The organism is Streptomyces sp. H27-D2 (genome assembly GCF_035828615.1).
Lineage (GTDB): Bacteria > Actinomycetota > Actinomycetes > Streptomycetales > Streptomycetaceae > Streptomyces.
The window spans coordinates 13,261-30,560 of the sequence record NZ_JAYMZR010000087.1 but is presented as its reverse complement, the minus strand read 5'-3'; the positions used below and the strand labels follow the sequence as shown (position 1 = coordinate 30,560).

Sequence of the window (17,300 nt, the reverse complement as noted above, 5' to 3'; positions counted from 1 at the left end):
GTGGTCCCCGCGCTCGCGGGGGTGGTCCCACACGGGCCCCCAAACCCGAGGTCATGGCGAAGTGGTCCCCGCGCTCGCGGGGGTGGTCCCGCATTCACCAAGATCGCGACTTTGATTGTCGCGTGGTCCCCGCGCTCGCGGGGGTGGTCCCACACGGGCCCCCAAACCCGAGGTCATGGCGAAGTGGTCCCCGCGCTCGCGGGGGTGGTCCCTTGCCGGTCCAGCCGGACGGGTCGATGCACACGTGGTCCCCGCGCTCGCGGGGGTGGTCCGGGTTCGTCCAGGCGGTGGTCACCTTGCCGGGGGTGGTCCCCGCGCTCGCGGGGGTGGTCCCGGGCCGATGATCGGCTTGTTCGTGGTGTCGTTGTGGTCCCCGCGCTCGCGGGGGTGGTCCCCGGCGCCTGGTGGCGTTCGCCGTCACCCGCACCGTGGTCCCCGCGCTCGCGGGGGTGGTCCCTGCGACTGCGAGTGCGACGCGCACGACCGCTGGTGGCCCCCGCGCTCGCGGGGGTGGTCCCGGCCGTGGGGGAGCGTCGGACGGTGCGGGGGCGTGGTTGACATCCGGCAACAAGCATTCCGGATTCAACGTTGTCGCGCCCTGCACCTGAACGCCGCCCTGGGCTCATGCGCCAGCCGAACCCCTGACGAGCCGCAGCCGGGCCTTTATAGCGGGGGATCCCCGGTTAGCCAAACCGGGGATCCCCCGCACCATGGAAGTCCACCGCCATTCCCCGCCCGCCACGACGAGAGGCTGCCCTCCGGTATCCAACCCACAACTCCCCACGATCTCCCGCAGCTGTCCGCAGGAGGTCCGTGCGACGCGTGCCCGGGTTACGCCGCCGCGTAGCTCAGCCGGAACAGGTCTTCGGCGCGCGCCAAGTCCTTCTCCGTGCGGAGCCTGACCTCCAGCGAGCCGGTGCCGTGGTGCCCGATCCCGGTCACGTCCCGGGTGAAACCCGGCACGAGGCCGACCTCCTTCGGGTCGGCCTTGAGGTAGACGAGCACGTGGCTCTGCTGCGCGTTGCCGACGCAGGCGAAGTTTCGCAGCCGCCGGTAGGCGCGGTACTGCTTACGCTCCAACTGCTGAACGTCGTCCCCAAGCGCGCGACCAACGCGTCATCGAGAGCCGCCCGCAGCTCCGCCAGCGGCCCCGCGCCCAACCGAGCCGGCGAGGGCGCTTGGACGCGGCGCGGCCCCAGCACGGGGCGTGGTGCCGTGGTCTGCGCCTGGACGGAGGCGACGGTCTCCAGTGCGAGGAGCCGGTCGCCGAAGTAGCGGTAGCCGACGAGGTCGATGTTGCGCCGGATCTCGCGGACCGTGTGGCGGTCGTAGCGGGTGAAGCTCTCCGCGACGCAGATCAGCCTCGGCGCGCTCCACAGCACCTGGCCGGCTGTGGCTGCCCCGAGGCGCTCGCGGACCAGGAGCTGGAACTCGGCGCGGTGGTCGGTCAGCCACGCGAGGTAGAAAAGTCCCTGGTTGATGACGTTCGCGTCCCTCGAACGTTTGTACTCGACTTTACCGACTGCAGGAGCTCGTGAACCGGCTCTGAACTGCGACGATTCATAGACTACATGTCCGCGACGGTGGCTTGGTGCACATTGCATCTTGCTCAACTTGAAGTTGCTGGCCACGGGGCTGGTATGGACAGTTGATCGTGTGCTCGTGCCGGCCGCGGGCTGCTGTCTGCCGACAAGATCGTCTGTCAGCGGGCGATCTCGTGTTGGTCAGCGCGAGCAGGGCGCGCAAGAGTGTCGTCTCGGAACGCGCGGGCATGCAGAGCTTGGTGCGGATGCACTAATTCTTCAGGTGAGCGAAGGTGCGTTTGACGGCCACCTGTTCGGCATTGGGTGGCCTGCTCGCCTCCTTCTGTGCGCCGCGGTGGCCGTCTCGGGCCTTTCGGTGGGCGGGGCGTCGTGACGAGGCCGAACCAGTCGATCCGGCACGTTCACCCGCCTGCACGGTTCAGAGTGCGCTCTGTACTGCCTCGTCATACGGTCGTGCTCTGTTGATCAAGTATGAGGGAGGCTGCGATGAAGAGACAGGTCGTTGCCCTCAGCCTGTTGGCTGCGCTGCTCACGGCATGTGGTACCGACGACGGTGGTGGTGGTGGTGAGGAATCAGGCACGACTCCGCCGACCACCAGCGCGCCCGCCACGAGCCCGCCGGCTAGGACCACAAGTGCGGCCCCTCAGGGCAAGGGCACCCAGCCTCCGATCGAAAGTGGTGACTGGCGGCTGGACTCGATCACGGTACGTGACAACGGCCTCGGTGACTTCGGTGGGCGTGCGCGCATCACCTATACGGGCGACAACCCGGACGGCGGACTCAACACGTTTACGATCACCGTGTTCAAGGGCGGGAAGGATGTCGCCAGCCTTGAAGGGTCGGCCAGTGACGTGCAGCCAGGTCGCACGATCACTGCGGACCTGATCTCGACAGACAAGTTCGTATCGGGGCCGTACACCTACGACTTCCAGAAGGACTTCTGATCGCAGCGTGATGAGAGTGGGCTCCGCCACCATCGGTGGCGGGAGCTCTCCTCGCCGGGCGGGGTGATGGCTGTCGGGACGCTACTGGAGCGCCCGTTGTTGTCGCTCATCCAGGTGGTGACGTCGCGGACAACCGCGGCCGACACGCGTGATCAACTCATCTCGCCACGCGACGCTGTCGCCGATCGTGGTCTCCCCGACCGCCGTTTTTGGCACCGGACTCCTCCCAAGGTTTGCAGTCACTGCGGTTGCCCGCCACGTGCTGGCCGACCGCGACGACCGGGTCTTGCAGGGTTGGGCATGCACCGGGGCGAGAGCGAAGATCACGTACTGTCAGGCAGATCGGCGATGCGGGCTTCGAGGTCGGCGACGCGTCGGTCTTGGAAGCGGAGGTTGGCGCGGGCGGCCTTCAGCCGCTCATCTAGGGTGCGATTGTCGGCGGTGAGCTGGCGGACTCGCTGCTTGAGCGTGGAGTTCTCGGTGGCGATCCGTTGGGCGGCTCCCTCGGTCCACTCGGTCTCCAAGTCGCGGATCTGGCCGAGGAGTTCGCCGATGCGGATCCGCTGGGCGAGGATCTCGACGTGAGCGACCTTGAGGGCTTCCTCGGCGTTCAGGGCGCGTTCGCGCCAGGTCGCCTCACGCTTTTCGTCCTCTTCGGCGAGTATCTGGGTTCGGCGTTCGCCGGCTTCGGCCATCGCGGCGGCGACTGCGGCTCTGGCCTCGGCGTTGTTGTAGAGGAAGGTGCGGGAGACGTCCGCCCTGCGGGCGACGGCGGCGACGCTGACCTGGGCCTTCTCTCGCCGGAGCCGGGCGATGGCCTGGTGGACCCGCTCAAGGGCGGTCTCGGTCTTGCGGCGGCGGGCGGCGAGGGCCGCCGTGGTGCGGGGCTCGGAAGCGGTGGGATTCTTCATGCAGCGTCCTGTCCAGGGTCGTCGCCGTTGGCTGTGCACGTATCGCCGTACTCGCCGTTGCTATGCCCCACGTCGGCGAGGTCGGCGGCGCGGAAGGCGGTAGACCACACGCGGTGGAAGTAGTCCTGGGGTTTGCGCAGGTCCAGGGCGAGGGCGTCGTCGAGGAGGCCGAGGCCGGCCAGGGCCTTCTCCAGGCCGTCGATGGCGCGGGCGGTGGGTTCGAAGTAGCGGTGGAGGTAGTCGGCGGTGGCGTCGTCGGGGGCGCCTTCGGCCAGTAGCCGCCACTGCTCGCGCTTGCGCCGCCAGTAGAGCAGGTCGGCGCCGGACAGGACGAACTTGTCGCAGTTGTGGCAGTCGAGGTTGGGTGCAGATCTTGCGAGGGTGCCTCGTTGGGGTGATTCGTAGGGGTTTGGTGTGAGGGTGGGTGGCCGAGCTCTTACCGTCGCGGTGACGAGCTCGCCATGGGGCGGGCACCGAGGGAGGGTTGGTGTCATGCCGTCATTGATGGATGCGTTGGAGGCGCGGGAGGCTGCGGCTCGTTTACGGGCTGGGGAGTTGCGGGAGCGGATCGCCGGGCTTTCTGAGGAGTTGATCGCGGTGGATTCCGAGCTGTCCCGGTTGCAGGTGACGCGGGAGACTGAACCGCCCCGGGTTTGATGCAATGCCGCGTAGTTAAGGCGGATCGGCGCAGGTCAAGGGGCTTGGTGCGGGGCAGTTGCTCGGGGCCGCATAGCGCCCGCGTGCGGGTTTGGCGAGCAGACCGCGGCGGGCCCAGGTGGCGAGTTGAACGCTGAAGCTGTTGATATTGATGATCTCGAGCGTCCGTGCCAGTTCGCTCGGGGCGAAGGAGCGATCTGGTTCGGATCGCAGCAGTGCGAAGACGCGGTCGACGCGGGAGCCAGGACTCATGATCCTTGCTCGGGCGGCTCGGGACGGTTCGGGGCGGGGCGCGGTTCCCGGCTTCTCGACGTCGATGTCGAAGCTGGCGATCCGTGTGCTGGTCAGGGGGCGTTCTTCGAGCGGGTGGCCGGCGTAGCGGGAGATCGGGGACTTGACCTTGCGGGCTGAGAGCCGGGCTCGGCGGGCGGGCAGCAGGTGGGAGAGGAGGGCGTAACGGCTGCACCCACCCCCGCTTCACGTGAGGCAGGACCGGGTGATGTTCGTGTGAACTACTGCACGGTGGGGGTAACTGGCTGGAGAATCGCCACGTCAGAACGCCTCCAGGACTCAAGGGGCAACACTTCAAGGATTGAGGGAGCGGCGTGACACCCAGCCCGAGCGGAGGACCGCCTCAGACACCACCGAGCGGGGGGCCTCCGACACCACCCAGTGGCGGACAACCTCCGACGCCGCCACGGAGATCAATCGCCCGGCGCGTGCTCGATGCTCATCGGGGGCGAACCCTCGGCGACTGGGGAATCCTCATCGGGATTTACTCCACATTAACCCTGGGAATCCTTGGGATTCTCCTAAACTTTCGCGTCATCTCCGTATCGGAAGAAGCGAACAAGACGGCAAAGGAAGGCAACAAGATCGCCGAGGAGGATGGAAAGCCCAAGGCGGAGCTAGAGTTGGCGAAGGTGACCGCCGGCATCAAGGAAGGAATCTCCGGAACCTCGACCGATGGCCCCGCCTCCCCCGTCAAAGTAGACGGTCTCCGGGGCGTCCATATCGAAGTCACGGTCCGAAACCTTGAAAACGCCCCATCCTTCATTTCGAAGGCGACCATGACTTTTCGCAAGTCCGGTCACCTGGAGGCTTGCTACGGATTGGGCGGTCCCCTCGTCTACACGGCCGACTACAAGTTCACGATCCCAGACGAACAGCCAGTCTCTGGGGATGGTCGTAGCTACAAAGTGCCATTCAGCCTGTCGGCTGAACTGACACACCAGATCCCGCCCAACAGGTACGAGAAGTTCATGCTCACCGTCGGCCCTGAGAGAAGCCCGGAGGGAAGCAGCCCCTGGTATGGCGTCCTCGACGTCACCTTGGAGCACGACGACGGGAAGAAACTAAAGGTCGGCCCATTGGCGGTTATCGATACCGGAGACAATTCCATGTTCTACCCCGATGGAAAGGGGTGGCATGTCGAAGCCGAACACATTGCAGGTTGCACCAAGAGAAACGCTGCATTGGTCGCTGAAGTGATGCGCACGCCGAAGCTCACGGCGTCTAAGGAGTTCGCCAGCCTCGATCGGGCTCTAAGAGGGCGGTTCGCGCCGTGATGCCCGATTCGCGATGAGGTCTGGGTGAGGTGCCCTGCTCGGTGGGGTGGGCTGGTGCTCAGGAGTGGGCTGGGTGAACAAGCCGGCCTCGGGCTCGGTGAGGATGCCGCGGGTTACCAGGCGTGTCAGCTTGGACCGGATGCCCTCGGTGTTCTTCGGCAGGATCGGCAGGTCGAGGGCCTCGCAGATGTCGCGGGCCCGCATCGGACCGCCGGTGTCGGCGGGGGCCGTGAGGATCTGCTGGTAGGCGGCGTGTTCCGGCACCTCGGCGCGGGGTGGATCGTCGACCGGTGCCGGTGCCGGTGCCGGCACCAGGGCGGGTGCCGGTGCGGGGAGGCTGAGGAGGGTCTTGCGGGGGATCTGCAGATTCTCGCTCTCGGTGTCGAACTCGCAGAGGCGGGCGGTGAGTTCGGCGATCTGGTCCCGGAGCTGTCCGGCCTGCTCGGAGACTTCGCTCATCCGGACCTCGACGTAGGCCAGTACGGCCTCGACCTGGGGGATCTCACTCACGCGCCCCTCCAGGAGGGGAGGGTGAGGCCGGTGAGGCGGCGGGCCATGACCGACGTCATCGCCCAGAACACCCGCGAGCGGGAGGAGGCGAGCCGGTGTTCGTAGTCGCGCACGAGACGGCGGTAGAACATCAAGATCCCGTTCGTCTGTTCCACGCCCGTCGTGTCGGCCGGGACGCCGACGGCCGCGTGGATGCTCTGGGTGTCCAGGACCACCAGACTCGGGTCGGCTAATCGCTTCCGGCTCTCGCGCAGCTGCCAGCGCAGGAGGTCGTGAACGGTCTGGTCGGTGCCGTCGTCACGCCAGGCGGCGAAGTAGTAGAACGTCGCACTCTTCGGCGGCAGATCGTGCGGCAGGTACTCCCACTGACAGCCGGTGCGGTCCTGGTAGAGGATCGTGTTGACGATCTCCCGCATCGCGTATTTGCCCTGATGGCCGGTGGCCGAGGGGTGCTCGGCCTTCCAGGCACTGATCACGGGCTCAATCAACTTCCACTGCTCGTCGGTGAGATCACTCGGGTACGGCTTGCGACCACTCATCCCACAACCCAAGCGAACCCCGAACGCCTGACCGGCAGAGATGCCCCAACGCCACCCCATCGAGCGACACCAAACCCAGCATTACAGTGCAAACCGCACTCTCAGGCCCCGGTCGTGCGAGTCGTAGCCGTCTGCGAGCTGCTGCAGGTTGGCCTCGTCCGCAAGCGCTCGGGCGACTTCGTCGGGGAACGGGTTGCGGCTGCGGGGCGTGCCCGGGCCGCCGACCGGCATGGCGGCGATGAAGGCGCGGTCCAGGCCGATCTGCTCGGCGCTGCCGCTGTCCAGCGCGCCGCGCAGAAGGGAACGGCCGTAGTTGAACACCATCCGTCGCGAGTTCTCGGTGGCCTTCGCCCTTTTGCCGTCCAGGCGGGCCTGGCCGCGGAAGGCCAGGCCGAGGCGTTCGCCGGTTGCGCAGGTCCGCGACGAAGCGGTGGACGTGCTCGCCTCGCAGCGCGGTGGGGTCGTGGCCGCCGCCGGGCGCCTCGGCTTCCAAAAACGCGGACAGTTCGGCGCCGGCGCGGCGTACGAAGTCCACCGGCTGGGCGCTGCGCAGGCAGGTGGGCGAGCGCAGCACGCCGGCGATGTGGTCCCACAAGAGGTCGCGCAGCCACCGCTGGGAGACGCAGGTCAGGTCGACGTAGCTGGAGCGGTGCGGGAAGCGCACCCCGAAGTGCTCGGTCTCGATGTAGCCGGCGTCCCGGGTCTCGGAGGGGGAAGTAGATCTTCCGCAGGGCCTGCTGCATCTCCTGGACCATGCGCTGGTGGTAGGCGCGGCGGAAGACGGACGCATCCAAGCCGGCCAGGGACGCCACGTCGCGGCGCTGGCACTCGTCCGCGAGCGACTGCACCCACGTCAGGTGCCACACGGCGACGGGCTGCAGGCCGTGGACATACATGCCCCACTGCAACTCCGCCCGCGGCAGGGGCCGCAGCCCGCGCAGGTTGACCGTTCCGGTGCGGTGCACCGGCAGCTGTGCGTGGCACCACGCGCGGAAGGCGACTTCGTCCTCGCAGGTCACCGGGACAGGGCGATCACGGCGCTCGTAGGTGGCGAAGAAGTTCTTCGGCAGCTTCGCCTCTCCCGGCCGCCTGTCCCGGATGTAGCCGCGCTCGTGCGCGCCGCACAACCCCAGCGGCGAGGCGGCCAATTCGTCGCACACGTCCGCGCGGCACTCACCGTAGCCCGGCAGCGACGGCTGGTCGGCCAGCCACCGCTCGAACTCCCCCTCGTTCACACGTCCTTCGGGGTGCCGCTTCAGGTGGCTCAGCCACCGGTTGCGGTGCCGGAAGCACAGCACCAGTTGCAGGCTGAACGCCGGACGCTGCGGGCAGATCCGGCACATCATCGCCTCCGGCATCTCCGTGGCCGGCAGCGGCTCCGCGGTCCGCAGGAACTGAGCCCGGCTTATGCCGAGTGCCTCCGCCTCCTGCCACTGCCCAGCGTGCACCGAGCACATCGCGAAGCGCCGCCAGCGGGGCCGCGCGCAGTCGACGACCGTGCAGCTCCACGGATAGACCGGGTGCGTCGGCGGGAACTTCAGCACCCCGCCGCGCAGCATCGGGTCGAACTCGGGCCCGTTGATCAGCGCGGTGAGCACCTCCAGCCGGTCCCGTCGCGTGCGGGCATCCTGCTGCGGCAGCAGCGACGGCGCCGTCACTTCGTCTCACCCCAGACCGTGCGCAGGGCGGCGTCGAAGACCGGGTCGTGGACATCGACGTGTCCGTAGACCTCATCCACCATCGCGGCCGAGGCCCAGCCCCCGGCGTCCCGGGCGATCAACAGGTTGCCGTCGGCGGCGTCGAGAACCGCGGAAGTAAACGAATACCGGGAGGCATGAGGTTTCACGATCCCGAGTCCGGCTCGCTTCCCGGCCCGGCCGAGCATCCGCCGAGCCCCGACCGGCGCCCACGGCTGCCCGGTAGCGGCGCCGTGCAGCTGGACCAGAAGCATGCCGTGCCCGGCGCCGCGCGGGTACTCGGTGGTGACGTACTCGAAGTAGGCGTGCACCATCGCCGGGCTGACCCGCTTGATCAGCCCGCCGGTCACGACGCCGTGCTCGACCCGCCAGGGGTGCTTGCTCTTGGCCTCGGCCCGGTTCGGGTTGTCGGGCCGGTGGCAGACGTGCAAGTGCGGGGTGCGGCACTCGCCGCAGGCCGCGTTCTCCCGCAGGTGCAGGTCGACCAGGTGCAGCCCGCACAGCTCACCGATGCGAAGCCCGCCGTCGGCGAGCCAGGTGACCACCAGCCGGTCCCGGGCGGCGTTCACCGTCTCCAGCAGCCTCTCCCGGGCGCCGTCCGGAAGCATCTTCGGATGCCGGCGGTGCGGCCCCTTCGGCGCCAGCGGGTTGGTCGGCAGCGACGACTTCACATGCCCGAGGAACGAACGGCGCCGGTCCACCCGCGACGGCAGCGGCGACTTATCGAGCTTCTTGCCGAGTTCGCCGTTGATGCCGAGGGAGGACTGATGCAGGTAGAAGCCCTTCAGACAAGCCGCCGTGATCGACAACGCAGAGCGGCCGTATGGGCGCTTGCCGACCCGCCACGGCTCGCCGAGCGGCATACGGACCTCCGCGCCGACGATGCCCATGTACCGTTCCAGGTCCCGGAGTTGGACTGCGGCGAAGGCCAGGCACTCCCGCTCCAGCCACCGCAGATGGTCCACCAGCAGATACGCGTACGTCCTCTGTGTTCCCGAACCATCATGCAGACGCAGGAACCGGTCCGCCTCCGCATGGACCGTACCCTCGGGCCACATGATCGTCCACGACCGCCGCCCGTCCTTCCGCTCGATCTGCTGGACCCTCAGGTCCCGACCACCACGTGCCGTGCCACTCGTCCTCCGTACCGACTCCAGAACATGACAGACGTCCCGGACACGGTCGGTAAACAAGCCTGGGACGTGCTGGTCACAGTCCCAGACGGACATGACGGGCAGGACTACCTGCGGTCGGTAAACTCGACGACGACCGGCGATCCGTTCTCGTCGAGGCCCAGCGAGTCGATCCGGCCGCGGTGCCGCGCTCCGGTGCCGTACTCGCTCGCCAGGAAGCGCACGCCGAGGAGCGCCTCCATGTTCGCCTCGACCAGCTCCTGGAGATGGCGCTCGCGCACAGCGGACCGCGCGATGACCTCCGCCACCACGTCACCGCCGCCGATGCTGAACAGCTTCAAGCCCAACACCTTCCCTTCCTTGCCTCCATCCGCGCAACGGCCGATGGGACAAGATTGTTTCTGGGAAGGCCCGCGAGCCTGTAAAGATATTGCGACGGGGCGTGTAGCGGTCTTTGGGCCCTCCGTCCCACATCCCACATGCGTCCCACGCGTCACAGGGACTAGTGCCGGGAGACCACGTTTGTGCAGGTCAGACCCCCTAGCTCAGTGGCAGGGGCAAGTGCCTTCTAAGCACTTGGCCGCAGGTTCGAGTCCTGCCGGGGGCACCACTGACATCCTGTCAGCCGGCCTGAGTTTTCGCAGGTCAGACATGGTGTCCGCAGGTTGGTCGAGAACTGGTGACCTCCAGGGATCTCCTGGGGCGCTTCTCAGCCCCTGGCCCCGGGACGCCGCACGGGAGCGGACCGCACCCGCGCGGCGTGGGACTTTCCCCACACATGCTTGCCCCGACGAGGGCAGGGGGCGTTGCCGGCGCTGTCAGCAGGGGAGAGCGGCGTTGCCAGCAGCGCCGTTGGCGCCGGGAGTGCCGTCGGCGAGGAGGGTGGCGGGGCCGCCGTTGCCACCGGGTTTGCCGGGGCAGGCGGCGCTGGCGCTCTGGCCCGTACTGCTGGCGCCGCCGTAGCCGCCCGCGCCGCCGACGCCGCTGAGAAGAGCGTTGCCTCCGTTGCCTCCGTTGCCGCCGAAGAGGACCACGTCCACCTCTTGGTGCACTACCCGCCGAAGGTCGCTGTCTCCAAGCTGGTCAACAGCCTCAAGGGCGTCAGCTCCCGGTATCTGCGGCAAGAGTTCACCGAGCGCACCAACCGCGCCACCCTGCACGGCCGGCTCTGGTCACCGTCCTACTTCGCAGGGTCCTGCGGCGGGGCACCCCGTCGCAGGGTCCTGCGGCGGGGCACCCCTGGCCGTCGTCAAGGAATACATCGAAAACCACAAACGGCTGACCCGACCAACACCACAAAGCGCACAGAACTCCGGCACTCCGCGCCTCCGGCACAAGGACCGCATTCCCGCCCGGCCTGAAAACCGGGTTTCCCTGCGAAGATCAGGGATGGCGAAAAGTGCCCTGCTCGTGATGGACGTCCAGCGGGCCATCGTGGACCGCGTCGGCGACGGTTCCGGATACCTGCCGCGCCTGCGCAGAGCGGTCGACGGCGCCCGGGCGGCCGGCATCCCCGTGATCTACGTGGTCGTCGGCTTACGCCCGGACCACCCTGAAGTCGGTACCCGCAACAAGGCGCTCAGCGCCCTTGCGCGGTCCGGCCTCTTCGCCGGGGACGACGCGGGTACCGAGATCCACCCCGACGTCGCACCCCGGCAGGGCGACGTCGTGGTCACCAAGAGGCGAGCGAGCGCGTTCTCCGGCAGCGACCTCGACCTGGTCCTCAGGGCCCGCGATGTCGACAGCCTCGTTCTCACTGGCATCGCCACGAGCGGTGTCGTGCTGTTCACCCTGTGCCAAGCCGCCGACCTGGACTTCGGTCTCACCGTCCTGGCGGACGCCTGCCTCGACACCGACCCCGAGGTGCACCGGATCCTCACCGAGAACCTTTTCCCAAGGCAGGCAGACGTCATCACCATCGAGGACTGGCTCAAGTCCATCGCACCGTAACAGCCGGTTGCCGTCCGGATTCTTCGCATGCGGTCCAGGGCGTCGACGCCCCCGCCGCCCGGCTCAGGCGGCCCAGGGCGAAGCGTGCACGAGGGTGGCCCAGGTGCGGGTGCCGGTGCTGGGGTGGTGGGCGGCGTCGAAGCCCCAGGTGCCGCGATGGGACTGGACGAGGTCGGGCGTGAGCTGCAACGCGGCCCGGCGGCGTTCGTCGCAGGCGGCGGCGAGGAGGGGATGGGTGTGGCGGGGGTGCGTGTCGTACACGGTGAGGCGCAAGGTGTCCTCCCGCTGGCGCAGCGCCAGGTAGATCTGTTCCCCGGCTCCGGTGAACCGGCAGGCGTAGGACACGAGTTCGCACACGAGGAGCAGGGACGGCTCGATCAGGTCGTTCATGCGGTGGATGTCGAGGATGAGCTCAGCAGCCTCGAGGGCGATGGCCGGCGTGGCCACGGCGGAGGGGAGGGTGAGGCTGTACGCGAGGTTGCCGGGGTGCGGCGCGCCGAGGTCGGGAGGCGGCGGCGGACACTGGGTGACCCGCGCGGACCCGTAGGCGGGGAAGGCCGGGAGGCCGTGGGCGGGCACGGAGACGCGCCGGTCGGGCTCGGGTGCGTCCGGGGTGGGGCCGCCGGTCGCGGATACGGTTGCGGACACGGCTTCGGATGTGGATTCGGGCATGACGACTCCGCTCACTGAGGGGCTGATGGGTGCATGCGTGGACACCTCCGGCGCACAGTGGGCAGTGGCTTGTCTCCCTGGCGCGAGCCCGCCCCTCCCAGGGCAGGAGGACGCGGGCAGGCTCGCGCGATGCTCTTCGGTTTCACTGTGCGTGAGTGGCGCACCACTGAAGGTAGAGCACGGGCGGTGGTAATTGCCACTGCATCAATGAAATTACCCCTCGAAGTGGACCGCAGAAGGCCGAGGCAGGCAAACTGGCACCGCCATTGACCAAGGGAAGCGACACATGCCGCCACGGAGTGCCCCCACCGAACGTCAGAAACGGCTCGGCGCCGAACTGCGCAAGATGCGGTCCGATGCGGAGGAGTCCACTGAGTTCGCCGCCCGACTGCTCGGGCTGGACCGCATGAAGATCTCCAACATCGAGTCGGGCGTCCGCGCCATCACCCCTGAACGAGTGCGGACACTCGCCTGCAACTACGGCTGCCGAGACGGCCCCTACGTCGACGCGCTGGCCGCGATGACCGGCGACCGCCCCAAGGACTGGTGGGAGACGTACTGGGGCCAACTGCCCGCAGGACTGATCGATATCACCGAACTGGAGTGGCACGCCATCGCCGTCCGCGTCGGCGTCTTTCTGCACATTCCCGGCCTGCTTCAGACCGACGGCTACGTCCGTGCCGTAGGAAACGCCGCACTGCCGCCCTTGTCCGCCCACGAAGTCGAACTGCGCGTCGCCCTGAGGATGCAGCGCCAGCAGGTACTTCACCGGGAGAGCCCGATCGCGTACACCGCGTACATCCACGAAGCGGCCCTGCGCATCGAGTTCGGCGGAGCCAAGGTCATGCGTGCACAGCTCAATCACCTTCGCGAGATGAGCGAGCGAGACAACGTCGAGGTCAGGGTCGTTCCGTTCTCGTCCGGAGCGTTCCCCGGCGCGGGTCAAGCGATGCTCTACGCGGAAGGCGTCGTTCCGCGACTGGACACCGTCCAACTCGACTCCGCCCATGGCCCCGTGTTCACGCATGCGCCCGCGCAGCTCGACAAGTACCGCTCTCAACTGGACTGGATGGAGAGCGTTTCCCTTGGCCTCAGCGAGTCCCGGGACTTCATCCTCGCCCTGACCGGCGCCTGACAGGAGAAGACACACGTGTCCGACATCATGTGGGAAGAGCCGTTCTGCGCGGAGAGTTCCAACTGCTTCCGCATCGGCACCGACGCGAACGGCAACGCCTACATAGCGCTCGCCGGCCAGGAGGACAGCTACCTCACCGACACCCGCGAAGCGCTCAGCGCGCTCATCCGTGACATCAAGGCCGGCAAGGCCGACCACCTGCTGTAGCGGCAGCGCTGACCTGCGCCACTCCACGCCACGGCGACGAACCGTGTCACAGCACGCGCATGGCGGGACGGGAGCGGCGCGGCCCGGTCCAGCCGGTGCCGGGCCGCGCCCGGCCCGGCACCGCGCGGCTTCAGCACCTGACAGCCGTCAATTCCGACCCGCGCGATCCGCCAAGTGCCTACTTGGCGTCGAGTTTCCCGAGCCCGGCCGTCAGATCGTCGAGGTTCATGGCAGGGGAGAGGGTGACCTTGGCGTTCAACTCGCTGAAGAGCGGTTCGAGAAGCCTGGGCATGTCCGACGGGTCCTTCAGGTCGAAGAGCAGATACGCGGCCCGCGCTCCGTTGGTCACGGAGAAGAAGACGACCTCCGGATTGGTCTGCCCGATCAGTCGTTGCAGCACCTGGGGCACGCCGCCGGACTTCAACGCTTGATTGCCGGCATCGGTGTCGATCTGGACGGTCATGAGAGTGCGCACGGCTTGCTCCTTGTTCTGAATAGGCCGAATGGACTGGAGAGGCTGGACGGACTGTTGGACTGGACGGACTGGAGTTCCGCGCGGAGAGGGAACGTCACCATCGTCAGCCGGGCAGCGAGCGCGCGCCCGTCCCGCGCGCCGAACGGGTGGCTCGCGCCGCGCAACACCGCACCACGCCCGTACCCGCGCCCACCGGCGCGGGGCTTCCGCGCACCCGGAGGCGACCGTGCGCGCCACGGCCGTCCCCGGCACCACCACCGCCACAGCGGTCCCACATATGACGAACCCCCGACGTCAGCCCCGCGTCCCCCCAGCCCCGCCCCCCGCCCCGCTAGCTTGATCAGGTGATGCCCACCAGCCCCGCCGCCGAGGATCGAACGTGCCCGTCGCCGCCCGCGCCGCCCGAACGCGGCGGGCGGCGGTGGGATCTGCTGGCCGCGGTGGGCGCGGTGTGCTTCGTGGCGGTTGTGGCTGTCGTCGGGACGGCCGTCGAGAAGGCCGACGGGACGCTCTACGTGGACTGGCCGCCGCTCTACGCCGACTGGCTGCCGCATGTCGGCCCCGGGACTCCGGCCGCGGTCGTCGTCGCTCTCGCGGTGGTGGTGTACGGGCCGGGGCTCGCGGGCCGGGTGCCGTGGCGGGGGGTGGTGCTCGGCGGGTGGGCGGCCGGGATGGCCTGGACGTGGGCGTTGGCGTTGGTCGACGGCTGGTACCGGGGGGTCGCGGAGCGGCTCACCGCCGAGCATGAGTATCTGCGGGCGGTGGACCGGTTCGGCGACATCGGGGCGGCGCTGCGCGGCTACACCGAGCACATCCTGCTGACGCAGCCCGACCACTGGCCCGCGCATGTGTCCGGGCATCCGCCGGCCGCCGTGCTGACCTTCGTCGGGCTCGACCGGATCGGGCTGGACGGCGGGGGCTGGGCCGGGGCGTGGTGCATCACCGTCGGGAGTTCGGCGGTGGCCGCCGTGCTGGTCGCACTGCGCGCGGTGGCCGGCGAGTCGAGCGCCCGGCGGGCCGCGCCGTTCCTCGTGCTCGCCCCCGCCGCGATCTGGGTCGGCGCCTCGGCCGACGGCTACTTCGCCGCCGTCGCCGCCTGGGGCCTCGCGCTGCTCGCCCTCGCGGCGACCCGGAAGGTCCGGTTCCGCGCCGTCACGGCGTTGGGGTCCGGGCTGCTGCTGGGCCTCGGCTGCTACCTCTCGTACGGGCTGACGCTGATCGCGGTGCCGGCCCTCGCCGTACTCCTGATCGCCCGCACCGCCCGGCCGCTGCCGCTCGTGCTCACGGGCGTGGCGGTCGTCGGCGGCCTCTTCACGGTCGCCGGGTTCCAGTGGTGGGAGGCGTACGGCCTGCTGGTCGAGCGCTACTACCAGGGCGTCGGCGCGGACCGGCCCTTCAGCTACTGGGTCTGGGGCAACCTGGCCAACGCGGTGATCGTCACCGGGCTCGCGACCGTGGCCGGTGTGCGGCGGGCCGTCTCGGCCGGTCCGGGGGCGCTGCGGCGGTTCCGTACGGGGGCGGTCCCTACCGGGGCGTTCCGTACAGGCGCGGTCCGTACAGGCGCGGTCCCTACGGGCACCGTCCGTACAGGCGCGGCCGGCCCTTCGGACGGGCTCGTCGTCCTGGTGCTGGCCGCTCTGGCCACCATCGTGATCGCCGATCTGTCCGGGATGAGCAAGGCCGAGACGGAACGGATCTGGCTGCCGTTCACGCTCTGGCTGCTGCCCGCCGCCGCGCTGCTGCCGGCCCGCGACGCCCGGCGCTGGCTGCTCGCCCAGGCGGCGGTCGCGCTGCTGATCAATCATCTTCTGCTCACCGGGTGGTGAACCCGCCCACTCCGCCCACAGCCCCATGAGCGCCCTCCCGCCCCCTGGCGCGGCCCCGCCCGACCTCTTCCTGAGGCGCGTTCCCGGGGCGGCGGACGGTAGTCCGGACCAATCCAGATCAGCCCGTCTGACCTGCGGAGATACCCCTCGGACAGTCAGTCGTCGACCTTCCCGGACGGTGCCTCGGAGCCCGTCCCGGGGCAGTTCTCGGCCACCCCCGGCTCGGCTGCTTGTGCTAGACAGGCATCAACCAAAGGGGCGCACGTGCACCAGCTCAGTCTCGGAGTCTTGTCGCAGTCTCGCAAAGAGAACGAGCGTCGGCTTCCGATCCACCCGCTGCATTTCGAGCGGATCGAAGCCGACCTCCGAGGGCGTATCCACCTCGAACACGGCTATGGAGAGCGCTTCGGCATTCCGGACGAGCAGCTTGCACCCTTCATCGGCGGATTCCGCACCCGCGAGGAGATCACCGCGGAGTGCGACGTCATCCTGCTGGCCAAGCCGCTGGCCGAGGACCTCGAAGATCTTCGCGAAGGCCAGGTCCTGTGGGGCTGGCCGCACTGCGTGCAGGACGAGAAGCTCACCCAGCTGGCCATCGACCGCAAGCTGACCCTGATCGCCTTCGAGGCGATGAACCACTGGACCACCGACGGCTGGTTCAACCTGCACGTCTTCCACAAGAACAACGAGCTCGCGGGCTACTGCTCGGTCCTGCACGGCCTGGAGCTCAACGGTTCCACGGGTGACTACGGCCGCCGGCTGCGCGCCGCCGTGATCGGCTTCGGGGCGACCGCCCGCGGAGCGGTGACGGCGCTCAACGCGCACGGCGTCCACGACGTCGACGTGCTCACCCAGCGCGGCGTCACCGCGGTCAGCTCGCCGATCCACTCCGCGCGGATAGTCCAGTTCGACCACGACGACAACGACCCGCGCCGGAGCCACGCGATCACCGACAACGGCCGGGTGCCGCTGGGCGAGTTCCTCTCCGAGCACGACGTCATCGTCAACTGCGTCCTCCAGGACACCAACGCGCCGCTGACCTTCCTCGTCGACGACGACCTCCCCGGCATCGCGCCGGGCACCCTCATCGTGGACGTCTCCTGCGACGAGGGCATGGGCTTCAGCTGGGCCCGGCCCACCTCGTTCGACGACCCGACCTTCATCGTCGGCAACAACGTCCTCTATTACGGCGTCGACCACAGCCCGTCCCACCTGTGGAACTCCGCCACCTGGGAGATCAGTGAGGCGCTGCTCCCCTACCTGCGCGCCGTGCTCACCGGCCCGCACACCTGGGAAGCCAACGAAACGATCCGCCGCGCGATCGAGATCCGCGACGGAAAGATCCAGAACCCCAACATCCTGGCCTTCCAGGACCGCTTGCCGGAGTACCCGCACCTGCGCAAGTGACGCGGTGACAGGAACGGGACCGGGAGCTGGGAGCTGAGCTACTACGGGGCGGGGGGGGCGGCGACGTACGAGTCGCAGCGCCGCCCCGTTTCCGCGCCCCCGCGATCGTCCGTCCGTCCCGTCC

18 protein-coding genes, 1 tRNA gene, 2 pseudogenes and 1 CRISPR repeat array are annotated in these 17,300 nt (G+C 68.7%); of the genes and pseudogenes, 10 read left to right on the top strand and 11 right to left on the bottom strand.

Translation table 11 applies throughout. The features are described from left to right. A CRISPR array of direct repeats spans window positions 1–518; the repeat unit is 29 nt; unit sequence GTGGTCCCCGCGCTCGCGGGGGTGGTCCC. 313 nt (window positions 519–831) lie between these two features. Continuing rightward, window positions 832–1,514 (bottom strand): annotated as a pseudogene (locus tag QMK28_RS26820) (DUF5655 domain-containing protein); the annotation flags it as partial. 516 nt (window positions 1,515–2,030) lie between these two features. Between QMK28_RS26820 and QMK28_RS26815 the strand changes: the two are divergent. Further along, entirely contained in the window at window positions 2,031–2,489 is a 459-nt protein-coding gene (locus QMK28_RS26815) for a hypothetical protein (protein ID WP_326442167.1), read from the top strand. 323 nt (window positions 2,490–2,812) lie between these two features. Here the strand turns inward: QMK28_RS26815 and QMK28_RS26805 are convergent, their stop codons facing one another. Next, entirely contained in the window at window positions 2,813–3,400 is a 588-nt protein-coding gene (locus QMK28_RS26805) for a DUF6262 family protein (RefSeq protein ID WP_326442166.1), read from the bottom strand. Then, window positions 3,397–3,894, bottom strand: a complete 498-nt coding sequence (locus QMK28_RS26800) for a hypothetical protein (protein WP_326442165.1) — start codon at window positions 3,892–3,894, stop codon at window positions 3,397–3,399. The genes QMK28_RS26805 and QMK28_RS26800 overlap by 4 nt, the downstream gene beginning before the upstream one ends. Here QMK28_RS26800 and QMK28_RS26795 point away from each other — a divergent pair. Next, entirely contained in the window at window positions 3,893–4,057 is a 165-nt protein-coding gene (locus QMK28_RS26795; RefSeq protein WP_326442164.1) for a hypothetical protein, read from the top strand. The genes QMK28_RS26800 and QMK28_RS26795 overlap by 2 nt on opposite strands. A 719-nt stretch (window positions 4,058–4,776) precedes the next feature. Next, window positions 4,777–5,625, top strand: a complete 849-nt coding sequence (locus QMK28_RS26790; RefSeq protein ID WP_326442163.1) for a hypothetical protein — start codon at window positions 4,777–4,779, stop codon at window positions 5,623–5,625. Here the strand turns inward: QMK28_RS26790 and QMK28_RS26785 are convergent. The 5 genes from QMK28_RS26785 to QMK28_RS26765 form a co-directional block, all read right to left on the bottom strand. Continuing rightward, entirely contained in the window at window positions 5,602–6,135 is a 534-nt protein-coding gene (locus tag QMK28_RS26785; RefSeq protein ID WP_326442162.1) for a hypothetical protein, read from the bottom strand. The two genes, QMK28_RS26790 and QMK28_RS26785, sit on opposite strands and share 24 nt — an antisense overlap. Beyond that, a complete protein-coding gene (locus QMK28_RS26780; RefSeq protein ID WP_326442161.1) occupies window positions 6,132–6,674 on the bottom strand; it encodes a transposase in 543 nt (180 codons plus the stop codon). Before QMK28_RS26780 ends, QMK28_RS26785 begins: the two co-directional genes overlap by 4 nt. A gap of 81 nt (window positions 6,675–6,755) precedes the next feature. Beyond that, complete coding sequence (locus tag QMK28_RS26775) at window positions 6,756–6,998, bottom strand: hypothetical protein (RefSeq protein ID WP_326442160.1); 243 nt, start codon at window positions 6,996–6,998, stop codon at window positions 6,756–6,758. A 1,330-nt stretch (window positions 6,999–8,328) separates the two neighbouring features. Then, window positions 8,329–9,429 carry a tyrosine-type recombinase/integrase gene (locus QMK28_RS26770; RefSeq protein WP_326442159.1) on the bottom strand — a complete coding sequence of 367 codons (1,101 nt, stop codon included), beginning with the start codon at window positions 9,427–9,429 and terminating at the stop codon, window positions 8,329–8,331. A 182-nt stretch (window positions 9,430–9,611) separates the two neighbouring features. Then, window positions 9,612–9,854, bottom strand: coding sequence for a hypothetical protein (locus tag QMK28_RS26765; RefSeq protein WP_326442158.1), 243 nt, complete (start codon window positions 9,852–9,854; stop codon window positions 9,612–9,614). Between the two features lie 192 nt (window positions 9,855–10,046). On the opposite strand from QMK28_RS26765, the gene QMK28_RS26760 reads away from it, so the two are divergent. Further along, window positions 10,047–10,114, top strand: a tRNA-Arg gene (locus tag QMK28_RS26760). 208 nt (window positions 10,115–10,322) lie between these two features. Here the strand turns inward: QMK28_RS26760 and QMK28_RS34395 are convergent. Beyond that, complete coding sequence (locus tag QMK28_RS34395) at window positions 10,323–10,556, bottom strand: hypothetical protein (RefSeq protein WP_443050835.1); 234 nt, start codon at window positions 10,554–10,556, stop codon at window positions 10,323–10,325. Here QMK28_RS34395 and tnpA point away from each other — a divergent pair. Continuing rightward, a pseudogene (tnpA, locus tag QMK28_RS34390) lies at window positions 10,503–10,745 on the top strand (IS200/IS605 family transposase); the annotation flags it as partial. The gene QMK28_RS34395 and the pseudogene tnpA sit on opposite strands and share 54 nt — an antisense overlap. Window positions 10,746–10,893: 148 nt before the next feature. Next, on the top strand, window positions 10,894–11,454 hold the full coding sequence (locus QMK28_RS26750) for a cysteine hydrolase family protein (RefSeq protein WP_326442157.1): 561 nt from the start codon (window positions 10,894–10,896) through the stop codon (window positions 11,452–11,454). A 63-nt stretch (window positions 11,455–11,517) separates the two neighbouring features. On the opposite strand, the gene QMK28_RS26745 is transcribed toward QMK28_RS26750, so the two are convergent. Beyond that, the gene (locus QMK28_RS26745) at window positions 11,518–12,102 is read right to left on the bottom strand and encodes an ATP-binding protein (RefSeq protein ID WP_326442156.1); all 585 of its coding nucleotides are present in this window, start codon (window positions 12,100–12,102) and stop codon (window positions 11,518–11,520) included. Window positions 12,103–12,412: 310 nt separating this feature from the next. Between QMK28_RS26745 and QMK28_RS26740 the strand changes: the two genes are divergently transcribed. Both QMK28_RS26740 and QMK28_RS26735 read left to right on the top strand, forming a co-directional pair. Further along, the gene (locus tag QMK28_RS26740) at window positions 12,413–13,261 is read left to right on the top strand and encodes a Scr1 family TA system antitoxin-like transcriptional regulator (protein WP_326442155.1); all 849 of its coding nucleotides are present in this window, start codon (window positions 12,413–12,415) and stop codon (window positions 13,259–13,261) included. A gap of 15 nt (window positions 13,262–13,276) precedes the next feature. Next, window positions 13,277–13,468 (top strand): hypothetical protein, encoded by a 192-nt coding sequence (locus QMK28_RS26735; RefSeq protein ID WP_326442154.1) that lies wholly within the window; start codon window positions 13,277–13,279, stop codon window positions 13,466–13,468. Window positions 13,469–13,646: 178 nt separating this feature from the next. On the opposite strand, the gene QMK28_RS26730 is transcribed toward QMK28_RS26735, so the two are convergent. Further along, a complete protein-coding gene (locus QMK28_RS26730) occupies window positions 13,647–13,943 on the bottom strand; it encodes a hypothetical protein (RefSeq protein ID WP_326442153.1) in 297 nt (98 codons plus the stop codon). Window positions 13,944–14,290: 347 nt separating this feature from the next. Between QMK28_RS26730 and QMK28_RS26725 the strand changes: the two genes are divergently transcribed. Continuing rightward, complete coding sequence (locus QMK28_RS26725) at window positions 14,291–15,769, top strand: hypothetical protein (protein WP_326442152.1); 1,479 nt, start codon at window positions 14,291–14,293, stop codon at window positions 15,767–15,769. 264 nt (window positions 15,770–16,033) lie between these two features. Beyond that, on the top strand, window positions 16,034–17,176 hold the full coding sequence (locus tag QMK28_RS26720) for a N(5)-(carboxyethyl)ornithine synthase (RefSeq protein WP_443050834.1): 1,143 nt from the start codon (window positions 16,034–16,036) through the stop codon (window positions 17,174–17,176). Window positions 17,177–17,300: the final 124 nt, after the last annotated feature.